Raw genomic sequence first — 11,228 nt, 5'->3', positions numbered from 1 at the left:
TCCGATCATGGACGTATTCAATGGAGAAATCATCTCTTTTGGCATTTCCAAACGACCAACCCTGGACTTTGTTCTGAAGCCGTTGAATGAAGTATTGGAAACTATCCAAACGGAAGCCGAATACCGGACAACCATCCATTCGATCAAGGCTGGCATTACCAACACAACAAGTGGGTGAAAACCTTAAAGAAACATCGCATCTTCCAAAGTATGTCCAGGAAAGCGAATGCGCAGATAATGCGGCCATGGAGAATTTTTTCGGGATTCTGAAACAGGAAATGTATTATGGAGAAGAACTGGTTTCTTATGAAGAGCTTAAAAGAAAACTAGAAGCATACATGGACTACTACAATCATGAACGCATAAAAGCAGAATTGGCTGGTTTAAGTCCCATCCAATACCGGACTCAAACCTGCCAATCAGCTTCATAATAAAAACTCTAACTTTTAGGGGGCACTACCCTTCCTATAAGTGAAGTTCCCTGCTTTTTATTTATTTTCTTTTTCCTCGATCTCTTTAGGTTTTTTCACTAAATATTGAAAGTAACTTTCCAATTCCCTTATTTGCTCCGGACTCATTGACTTCCACTTTTCCAAGTCAAAAAAAATCTGCGTCTTCGATTCCGTATTGGTCCATCAATTTATTCACTTCTTTTATGGAATCAAATTCATTGCTTATTATCTTGATGATCTGAAATATCTGATCGGCCCAAAAGATAATCAGTGGATACATTGAAAAGGTCAGCTATCTTGTTCACTAAAGGAAGCCATCTAAAAAAAGAATGACAATGTGAAGCATTATTTGTAAAGTATGATTTACAGAACTCACTACGCTTCTTTAAGGTGGACCAGGGTGAGATTTTTTATTTAAGGAGAAAAAAGATTGACCAATCCTGAATGGACTATTTATACCTTGATAGTACAGGGGTTGAATGAATGTGCTTTTACACCAAATTTGTAGACTTTAAAGACCTAAAAAAAACAAAATTGTTTGGAGAGGAACAATTCCCTTCAGTTATTAAAATCTTGTTGCTACTTTATTCTATCGCTAGAAATGGTTATATTTTTCATAACGGTAATAACAGGATAGCCCTTGCTGTTATTGAAATTTATCTGAATTTGAACGGTAATGAGCTAACTTTTAAAAATGAAGAGGCTGAAGATGATAAATTTAAGGAGAATGACTGTATTCAATATCTCACCGATGAATTATTTCCATATGTAATAAAATTAGAGGAAGATATTTAATTACGAGAAGAGCCCTACATTGCATCGAAATTTTGGAAGAGGAGTATCTAGTACTCACTCAAATCTGATGCCTTGTGGGGCTCAATTTTTATGCTCTTTAAATTAATTTGTCAATCATCATACCCTTTGTGTGCTCCAAGCATGACCATACCGAAAGAGTCGAAGTTCACAAAATTAAGCTCACATAAATGAAAGCAGATCATCGTGAAGAGCTAGACCGATCCAATTTTATTATTTCATTTAGGTTTAATTCCTCTTTACTTTTTTTGTATTTTCGAGACTTTTTCTAATCTGATTTTGTCTAGTCATGACTAGTCTTGTCTAAGATATTTCAAATAAAACTAAATCCCTCCATAATAAATCTCATGATATCTCAATAAAAAAGGAGGATTTTATATTTTTGAAGAAGGTGGAATAAAGGCTATTGCAGTGTATAGGTAAAAAAAGACAGAAAATGAATAAGTTAGCTTTAGACAAGGGGTTCACAAGTAAAGAGGCTGTTAAATGTAGTCAAGAGCCGGATCAGCTATTGAATTTATACAGGGCCATTTAATCAAAACTGCATATTAGGGATAGGAAAGCAGTAAACACTACATAACCTGTTCACTTGTCTGATCTTAGAAACAGTCAAATTTAAAACTGTAAATTATTGTATATATGAAAGGGGAAACATATTTATGAAAAATAGAGATGAATGGATAGAGAAAACGATAGAATCTCTTTTTGAACTATTACCTGACGAGTCTGTCATGGGGGAACCATTCTGGACAATTATGGAGAAAGATTCAGGTTATGAACAAGGTGTGAACGGTAATTATATTAGAATGGAGGGTAATGTTATCCCCTTATTTCTTTCTAAGAAAATGGCAATTGAGGCCTCTAAAAGGTTAAGAAAAGAAGGAGTAGTTAGAGGAGTTTCTCAATCACATTTGAAACATCTTATTGCACTATCGGAGGAAAACGTAGGAGACATGAAACTATGTTTAATATTATTGGAAGAAACAAAAGCGATGGTAGTAGAACCCGAGTTACTAACTGATTATTTTTTGCTTGATCAGCATGAAAGCTTTCAAAATTCTGCCTACCAAATCAAGGGAAGAACTTCAAAACGAACACTCAAGGAAGAATATTGGGCTTTAAACCAAAAGTTTATCTAAACACTTAATAATGTAGAAGATTTTTATCGATTACAAAATATAGATCTTCAAGAACGTTACCGCCCTTCAATGGCTATTCTGGATGTCACTAATCCAGAACCCCCGGTACACCGTTATATTCTTTGCCTAATGTTGTTCTGGCCCCTGGATTGTCAACACAGAACTAGACAACTTTGTTAAGGTGCTTCTTTTTAAACTCAATAGGGCTCGAATAGCCTAAACTTCCGTGAATACGGATATGGTTGTACCAGTGGACATAGTCAAATAAAGACAGGTTTAATTGTTCTTGGGTTGCGAAAGTTTCTCCATAAACAAACTCTGTTTTAATCACTTTATATGTAGCTTCAGCGACCGCGTTGTCATAAGGGCAGTCTTTCATACTCAAAGACCGGTCAATGTTAAAGGTTTCTAGTAACTCTTCAATGGCTTGATTCTTAAACTCACTTCCACGATCGGTATGGAAAAGTTCTAAATCACGTAAATTTCCATTGATAGAGGCAAAAGCTTTCTGAACCAAACGGGCATCTTTTTGAGGACCAGAACTGTAACCGATAATTTCACGGTTATACAGATCCAGAATCGTACAAATATAATGCCATTTCGAACGGACTCGTACGTAGGTCAGGTCGCTCACCACAACTTTACGAGCCTGGTCTTGAGAGAATTGACGATTCAACGTGTTTCCCTGTTCCGACTCGTTACACGGGCTTTTCACCGGCTTGTATTGTGCCACGGTATATTTAGAGACAAGCCCCTGTTCTTCCATAATTCGACCAATCCTACGACGAGAAACTTGAAAGCCCTTCTTATATAGCTCGTGCTTGATTTTTCGGGTTCCATAGTTCTGCCGAATTTCATGAAAAATCTCGACTATAAGAGTGGTTATCTCTTCTTCTTCAGATGTGTCTTTGTCTGATGCTTCATAGTAAAACGTACTTTTTGGAAGTTGAAGGACGGCACACATTGCTGATACCGAGTATTTGTGACAGTAGTTCTGAATCACACTTACTTTCGTCCCATGATCAGCGCCGCTTGCTTTAAAATGTCGTTTTCCATGTTCAGTCGCTGGTTCTCTTTACGTAACTGGATGAGTTCTTTTTGTTCAGGTGTGCGATTATCTTCTTCTTTAAATGAACCGGATTGCCAATACTGACTAATCCATCGGTCAAAAGAAGAGGACGCAATTCATACTCTTTGATAATCTCTTTTCTAGATTTACCATTCTCATAAAGTTACACAATCTGTTTCTTAAATTCTTCCGTAAACGTACGACGGTTTCTTTTGGTCATGGTCCGCTCTCCCCGACTGAAATATTTAGTAAAGTGTACCGGACCTTAACGAAACTGTCCAATCAAGCGTAGCCTATCCACCCCTCATATGAAAAGAGGAGTGACGATAAATGAATGGAGCATTGAATCGAGCAGTAGATACTAAAGAACATCTTGAAATGATCTATGTAGATGGGAGAGGGAGCATGAGTAAGCGAAGAATGCGTGTTGTAGAAGTACGTGAAAATCATGTTCTTGCTTATTGTTACAATCGAATGAGAGTACGTTCATTCCGAAAAAATGGAATAATGTCGGTATACCCGTACAAAGAAAGGAAAGATGTCGTCAATGGATAATCGGAATCGTGATCGAGGAACAATTTAATGGACTTCATTAATGCTTCCTGAACACGTGGAGATGATCAAGCAAGTCTGGAAAGAAGATGAACGTATAGAAAAACCTATACTGGATAAGCAAAAAGCTGAAGAGATAGAATTTGCATTGAAATTAGCTATTAAAGATGACCTTACCATCAACATTCAGTACCACAATGGATTTGATTTTAGTTACATAAAAGTGAAAATCGACTCCATAGATCCTAATACTCGTAAGGGCGATGCATAGACCTGTGTGATAAGCTGACTACAACTATTGAGTTCGATGACATATTTGAGGTTAAGGTTTTGTAGTAAAAACAGGCAGCCAGTCCGAGTTGTATAGGCTGCTTGTAGGTTTACATTTTGTGGATTAGCCTCAGCTTTTATTTAAGGTGCATTCCCAAAAAACATTCGTTTTAAGTAAAAAGTAAGGTCACCAAATGCTTTAGTTACACTTTCAGTGACAGTACCTTCACTTTAGGTTGTTCCCATTTACATATATGAGACCGGTACACATTAATAATCTTCTTTCATTTATACTTAACTACTCTTTCAAAAAAACAATTACAATTACTAAATTTTTTAACATGGAATTATTTTGAACATTTTTAGGTCTTTTTTACTCAAATGAATATTGCTTAAATTACACCCTAAAAATGAGAGGAAGGCTTCCGATATATAGAGAGTGCTAATAAGTTTTAGCACTATAACTATTTTGGAGGTAATACTATATGCTTATAACTGATGGGAAAATTGTTTCCCCAGTCCTGGTTCAAACGGCCTTGTCGAATCACATTCCCATATATTATTTAAATGATGAGCGTCCTCTAAACCTTAAGGTCAATTCAAAGATGTTAACCACCTCGGAAGACTGTCTAGACCTCCTGGAAAAGAATGATTCTAATCACCCTAATGTTAGAGCTTCAAAGTTAGTTAAAAATAAAGCCGAATTCAGGAAAATCTCTTCATCTCTTAATGAAGATTTTTTTTACAGGTTATTTAGTATAGAAGAATTACTGAAGGTGAATAAGGAGTCGATTCCATATCCAGTTGTAATTAAGCCAAATAAGGGATATGGGAGTGTAGGAGTTTACATAGTAAAAGAGGAAAATGATTGGGTGCAAGCTGTTCAAGACCTATACTGTGACATCTTATTAGCTAAAAATATTTATTCTGACACGGTCGTTGATAGTGACCAAATTATTATAGAAGAATGGATAGAAGGGGACGAATATGCATTAGACTGTTATTTCGATAATAGAGGTATACCTGTAATCCTAAACATCCTCAAAAGGCGTTTCGCCAATGATAAGGATACATCAGACCGTATTTATTACACATCAAGTGAAATTATAAAGGAAGTGCAAGGTCAAGCTTTAGAATACCTTCAGAAATTAAATGAAGAAATTACATTAAAAAACTATCCATTTCATATAGAGGTGCGCAGGACGCGCAAAGGAATTGTGCCAATCGAGATGAATCCACTTCGTTTTGCTGGTGTAGGCACAACTGATGTTAGTTATCATGCTTTTAATATAAACGCTTCTGAAAGCTATTTCTTAGATGCTAAGCCTGAATGGGAACCTATTATTAACCGACCCGATCAATCTTTATATGGTTTCTTCTGTGCGGAAATACCAAATAATATAAGTATTAATCTTGTAGAGAGTATCAATCATACATCATTAGAAAAAGAGTTCAGTGAAGTGCTTGAATACCGTGAAATTGAATCAACAACTGATCGCACGTTTGCAGTTATTTTTTTCAAAGCAAGAAATATAGAAGAAATTGATCGTCTTTTGCAGCTTGACTTATCATCATATATTAATTTAAAAAAAGTGAAAGAGGCAGTCAAATGAATAAAGTAAAAGAACTTAACCCAAATAAATCCCTTAAATCTCAATTATTTCTAAACTTTATCACGCCTATTATAATCTTAGGTGTATTGGTATTTGTCTTTGTTAAAATCCTTTCCTCACATATTATTAATGATTATGTGCTTCCTCAGTTTGAACAAATTCTTCAAACAAACGGTGAGGAACTGGTCCGTTCAATCGATGTAGAGGAGGTTAATGAAGTCATTAACAACCCCGAAGCTAACCCATCAGGTATAATCAATTCCTTAGACGCATTTATGGAAGGGGAAGAACGTCTCGAATATGCATATATTTTGACGAAGAAAGCGGACACCGATTACATCGTGGGCTTGAATGGAAGTGAAGACGTTATGATTGAGTCTCCTTTTACTGATGAGCAAAATCAAGCCTTTAACAATGATGAGGTAGTAGTCACCTCAATATATGAGGACGAGTGGGGAGTACATAAATCTATTTTTATACCCATGGAAAACTCAGAAGCTATTGTTGGAGTGGATATGAGTACTCAATTTGTGACTGATTTACAAAGGAACATTAACTTCTTTCTTATTGCATTTTTAGTAGTTGCCTTAATTTTAGGAGCTTTATTAGCGTATTTATACGGGAATAAATTGAACCGAACTGTCACATCCTTGTTGAAATCAATTAACAGGGTAAGTGATGGGGATTTAACTGCACAAGTCCAAGTGGATCGCAAAGATGAGATTGGCCAACTCGCAGATTCAATAAATAAAATGAAAGATAACCTAAAATCGTTAGTGGGAGGAGTACTTGATTCATCTAATCAGGTAACGGCTCAGGGAGAAGAATTGACACAATCAGCAAACGAAGTAAGAGAAGGAAACCAGCAGGTAGCTTCTACAATGCAAGAAATTTCTTCAGGAGCTGAGGCTCAGGCAGATAGTTCGACGGATTTATCTGAAATAATGAAAGGTTTTGCTCGTAAAATTGAAGAAGCTAATGAGAACGGAAAAAGTATTTCTTCTACTTCTAAAGAGGTTCTTGCAATGTCAGATGAAGGTCAAAGTATGATGCAAGAATCAGTTCATCAAATGAACACTATTAATATGATTGTTAAAGAGTCAGTTGGTAAGGTACGCGGATTAGATCAACAATCACAAGAAATAACTAAGCTTGTCCAAGTAATTGAAAATATTGCGGATCAAACCAATTTGCTATCTTTAAATGCAGCTATTGAAGCAGCAAGAGCTGGCGAACATGGGAAAGGTTTTGCTGTAGTAGCAGATGAAGTCCGTAAATTAGCAGAGCAAGTATCCCATTCAATTGTTGATATAACATCAATTGTTGATAAGATTAAAACTGAATCAAGTCTTGTTGCGGATAGCCTAGATGCAGGTTATATGGAAGTGGAACAAGGTTCTAAACAAATTGAGGAAACAGGCAGGACCTTTAATTCAATTCATTCTTCTGTAAGTGAGATGGCTGGACGTATACAAGGAATTGCGTCACACTTAACCGATATTGCAAACGATAGTCAGAAGATGGATACTTCCATTGAAGAAATCGCCTCTGTATCTGAAGAGGCGGCAGCTGGAGTCCAACAGGTTGCAGCTTCTACGCAACAAAGCATTAGCTCCATGGAAGAGGTTTCTAATAGCGCAAGCCAGTTGTCGGAATTAGCGGATGACTTAAATAAGCAAGTCCGTAAGTTTATGATATAGATTTGTTAAGGGCGACATGGTTAATTGCTTTATTTAAATGAGACTACATTATAATGTAGAAACTTGAATTTAATATTTTATCTATTATTGGGGCAGAAAGTGGGGCATAATTTCATTATTATTGCCCCCCTTTTTATTTGTCTTAGCCATACAACCCTAAAGAACATTGATTTAATAGTGTTCTGCATTAGTTTATCATGTACAATCATACCCACTCCAATAGCCTTCTAAGCTGTTGGTCTTTTTGTGCCGGAATTCAAACCAATTCATCAAGGAGAATGTGACTTTTTAAAAGTCACAAGAAAAGTAACGAGGGATGAAATAATGCGATGTATGTAGGAGGTAATGATGAGTAAGCGTAAAATTATAATTAGTTTGTTAGTTATATCTCTTTTGGGAAATGTGTTGTTTTTCTATAAGTGGCAGCAACAAGCGTCAATTATTGAACAGAAACACATGGATTTTTTAGATAAAACGGTACACTTGAAAGCATTCAGTGTTGATGACCATTCTATATTTTCCCGTCAGAGGCTTGGGATGCTCCATAGACTATCTGTTGCTACCTCGGGTGTCTCTTATGCCACTCAATTATATGAAGTTGATTCACCAATTACACTGGAAGTTACCAAGACATTAACTGATTTCGAAAGAATTTTAAATGAGAAGTATATACCAGTTGTGCAGAAAATAAATCATTCTGAGGAACCCATTTCTAAAGAGGACAAACAGATGCTATTGCAGTTAGGTAACCATTATGAAAAAGCTGATTTTCCAGAGAGTAAAAAAGTAAGTACAATTGGATTGGCCACTTATATGGAATCAGTTAACAAGTTTATTGAACTTGAAAAAGAGGCTGGGGACTAAAAAATCATCCATAACGATTACCGAAATTGGGTCTTGCTTTAAAAAGTATCTGACTTGTGAGGTTTTGAAACCTCACAGAAAACCTCACGAATCGGAAAATTACTCTTGAGAGGCTTTTTAATTTAGTAAGCGATTTTTAAAACCAGTCATAATCCCGTCAATCTATCCTTAAACCCTATTTTGAAAGGGTTCGGGGCGTCATCACATCATGCCGCCCATACTTGAAAAAACTTTCCCTCACTTTTTAGCCCCTCAACTCTCCCTAAACTCGCTTTACCCTCAGAGAGGCTTCTCCCTCAACCCTAATAGGTTAGGTTGTTTCACTTCTAGCTTATCTTTATTATCATCCAAACCTTCCAAGGATAAATGACTGGTGGCTAGCGGCTTATGTAATTATAAATGACTGCCATCTATTAAAAAGCCTCTCAAGAGTATATATCAAATAAAGTGCACATCTCGTCCGTTTCACTATGTTATGTGGTTTCCAAATTTTTTTCCAATATAATAGCATATACTTGTAAGTTACATGTAGTTAGAGGGTGAAATCGATGGCTTTCGGTTCAAACCGTGTCATTTCAAATATCAAATGATAATAATTTTATTTAAGCGAGCAATCATATTTCCTTTGTATTTTAAAAAGCTCTTATATGCTAAATCTAAGACACCAAAAATAAACGAAGCATCGTGCGCCATTTGGGCTCAATGCTTCGTTGGTTAATCATTCTATCGTTATGCGGATTTGCTTTGTTTATCTTACAGGCTCCATCAAACCAAGGGTGCGTGAGGTAGAATCATGAACCCTTTCAAGCAGCTCCGGATGATCCTCCAGCGACTCGCCGTAGGAAGGAATGATTTTTTTGAGCTTTGGTTCCCACGCTTTTTGATACTCAGGAAAGCACTTGTGTAAGACTTCCAGCATAATCGAAACGGAAACGGAAGCCCCCGGTGATTCGCCCAGAAGTGCCGCCATGGAACGGTCTTCTGCGTGAATCAATTTGGTACCAAACTGGAGAGCTCCACGTCCGCCCTCATCTGTATCTTCAATCAATTGTACGCGCTGTCCAGCTACAAGCAGGTCCCAGTCTTCATTTGAAGCGTTCGGAACAAAATTCCGAAGTTCTTCCATTCGATCTTCTTTGGACATGGTCAGCTGCTGCGCCAAATATTTGAGCAGGGATGTATTCTTTGCGCCGGCTGCGAGCATCGTCAAAACATTCGTCGGCTTCACCGAGCCAAACAGATCCATCGGAGAACCGGTCTTCAAAAATTTTGGCGTAAACCCGGCGAAAGGTCCGTATAATAGCGTATTTTTTCCTTCAATATGGCGACGGTCCAGGTGCGGTACGGTCATCGGCGGGGTACCAGTTGGTTCTTTTCCATAAACTTTGGAATGGTGCTGTTCAACCACTTCCGGATTATCACAAACGAGAAATTGGCCGCTAATCGGAAATCCTCCTATGTGTTTGCTTTCGGGGATCCCCGTTTTTTGCAGTAATGGCAGGGCGTTGCCCCCGGCACCGATAAAGGCGAAGGAAGACGTATGCTCCTCGAGCGTTCCTTTTTCAAGGTTTTGTACCTTGACTTCCCATGAGCCGTCCTCCCTTTGTTTCATATCATCTACCGCATGATTGTACCGGATCTCTACATTGTCTTGCTGCTCTAAGTTGTTCAGCATTTGACGTGTCAATTCCCCAAAATTAACATCTGTTCCATGATCAACCTTCGTTGCCGCTATCGGTTCTGCGGAGGAGCGGCCCTCCATCATTAAAGGAATCCATTCCTTTATTTTTTCAGGATTATCGGAAAACTCCATCCCCTGAAACTGAGGATTGTTAGCTAGAGCATCAAACCGCTTTTTCAGGAATTCCACATGATCTTCTCCGTAAACAAAGCTTACATGAGGCAAGGGGCGGATGAACTCCTCGGGATTTTGAAGGTCACCCCGCTCGACAAGGTACGACCAGAGTTGCCTGGAAACTTGAAATTGTTCATTAATTTCCACCGCCCGGCTGATGTTCAGGGAGCCGTCCGACTGTTCAGGGGTATAGTTCAGCTCGCAGAGAGCCGCGTGTCCGGTTCCGGCATTATTCCATTCATTTGAACTTTCTTGTCCGGCGGAGTCGAGCTTCTCGAACAGAGTGATGTTCCATTCCGGTTGTAATTTATTCAAAAGCGTAGCTAGTGTCGCACTAACGATGCCGGCACCGATAAGGATGACGTCAGTTGATGTGTGGTTATGATTCATGTTTTTCCTCCTTCTTATAATTAAACAGGCAGTGGCAGTATCGTATTTTTACACAACCGTGGAGGGTATTTTCCCTCTACGTACCTTGTTAGCAGCTGCGTCCTCCTTGAAGCTTTTCTTTTATTGCTATGCCACGTTGCCTTTTTTAACTTTTTTCAAATATCCTCATCCACTCTTTAAGGATAAAAAGTCTTTCTAAATAAAGTTTTTTGTGATCGAAAAGTCTACCATTCCCTACAAGGTAGATATAGTAGTTTTTTATATGATGCCAAAGACGCTTTAATCCAACAAGTGAAAGGGGAGTGGATTTTGGAAAGATTACATCACCGATTAGAAACGGCAGAAAAAGCGGTGTCTGCCTTTGAAAGTTCAGAGTTTGTCTATGGAGAAACATTCAAAAGTTAGTCCGCTGGTATAATCACACCGAATTTATGGAACTCCAGGCTATCTCAACCGAATCAAATTCAAGCAGAAACATTTTAAAAAGATCGTCTAGTTTTGTGTTGAAAAT

At 37.8% G+C, this 11,228-nt stretch carries 10 protein-coding genes and 1 pseudogene; 9 read left to right on the top strand and 2 right to left on the bottom strand.

The window, feature by feature from the left end; all coding sequences use genetic code 11:
* Positions 1-86: 86 nt before the first annotated feature.
* The 4 genes from BMZ58_RS21600 to BMZ58_RS09415 all read left to right on the top strand — a co-directional run bounded on the left by BMZ58_RS21600 (position 87) and on the right by BMZ58_RS09415 (position 2,404).
* Positions 87-431 (top strand): IS3 family transposase, encoded by a 345-nt coding sequence (locus BMZ58_RS21600; protein WP_083412659.1) that lies wholly within the window; start codon positions 87-89, stop codon positions 429-431.
* A 504-nt stretch (positions 432-935) separates the two neighbouring features.
* Positions 936-1,247 carry a hypothetical protein gene (locus BMZ58_RS09425; RefSeq protein WP_083412658.1) on the top strand — a complete coding sequence of 104 codons (312 nt, stop codon included), beginning with the start codon at positions 936-938 and terminating at the stop codon, positions 1,245-1,247.
* Positions 1,248-1,671: 424 nt separating this feature from the next.
* Complete coding sequence (locus BMZ58_RS09420; RefSeq protein ID WP_083412656.1) at positions 1,672-1,800, top strand: aspartyl-phosphate phosphatase Spo0E family protein; 129 nt, start codon at positions 1,672-1,674, stop codon at positions 1,798-1,800.
* A gap of 124 nt (positions 1,801-1,924) precedes the next feature.
* Entirely contained in the window at positions 1,925-2,404 is a 480-nt protein-coding gene (locus BMZ58_RS09415) for a hypothetical protein (RefSeq protein WP_075036283.1), read from the top strand.
* A gap of 163 nt (positions 2,405-2,567) precedes the next feature.
* Here BMZ58_RS09415 and BMZ58_RS09410 read toward each other — a convergent pair.
* Positions 2,568-3,693 (bottom strand): annotated as a pseudogene (locus BMZ58_RS09410) (IS3 family transposase).
* A gap of 110 nt (positions 3,694-3,803) precedes the next feature.
* On the opposite strand from BMZ58_RS09410, the gene BMZ58_RS09400 reads away from it, so the two are divergent.
* From BMZ58_RS09400 to BMZ58_RS09380, 5 genes are all read left to right on the top strand, one after another.
* The gene (locus BMZ58_RS09400) at positions 3,804-4,028 is read left to right on the top strand and encodes a hypothetical protein (protein ID WP_075036281.1); all 225 of its coding nucleotides are present in this window, start codon (positions 3,804-3,806) and stop codon (positions 4,026-4,028) included.
* Between the two features lie 40 nt (positions 4,029-4,068).
* Positions 4,069-4,296, top strand: a complete 228-nt coding sequence (locus tag BMZ58_RS09395) for a YolD-like family protein (RefSeq protein WP_244151525.1) — start codon at positions 4,069-4,071, stop codon at positions 4,294-4,296.
* Positions 4,297-4,780: 484 nt separating this feature from the next.
* Entirely contained in the window at positions 4,781-5,908 is a 1,128-nt protein-coding gene (locus BMZ58_RS09390; protein WP_075036280.1) for an ATP-grasp domain-containing protein, read from the top strand.
* Complete coding sequence (locus BMZ58_RS09385; RefSeq protein WP_075036279.1) at positions 5,905-7,608, top strand: methyl-accepting chemotaxis protein; 1,704 nt, start codon at positions 5,905-5,907, stop codon at positions 7,606-7,608. Before BMZ58_RS09390 ends, BMZ58_RS09385 begins: the two co-directional genes overlap by 4 nt.
* A 348-nt stretch (positions 7,609-7,956) precedes the next feature.
* Positions 7,957-8,472 (top strand): hypothetical protein, encoded by a 516-nt coding sequence (locus tag BMZ58_RS09380; protein ID WP_075036278.1) that lies wholly within the window; start codon positions 7,957-7,959, stop codon positions 8,470-8,472.
* A gap of 748 nt (positions 8,473-9,220) precedes the next feature.
* On the opposite strand, the gene mqo is transcribed toward BMZ58_RS09380, so the two are convergent.
* A complete protein-coding gene (gene mqo, locus BMZ58_RS09375; RefSeq protein WP_279626125.1) occupies positions 9,221-10,735 on the bottom strand; it encodes a malate dehydrogenase (quinone) in 1,515 nt (504 codons plus the stop codon).
* Positions 10,736-11,228 lie beyond the last annotated feature (493 nt).

This window comes from Halobacillus dabanensis (genome assembly GCF_900114165.1).
GTDB classification, from domain to species: Bacteria; Bacillota; Bacilli; order Bacillales; family Halobacillaceae; genus Halobacillus; species Halobacillus dabanensis.
The sequence above is the reverse complement of the archived record's forward strand: the minus strand, read 5'-3'. Positions and strand labels throughout refer to the sequence as shown.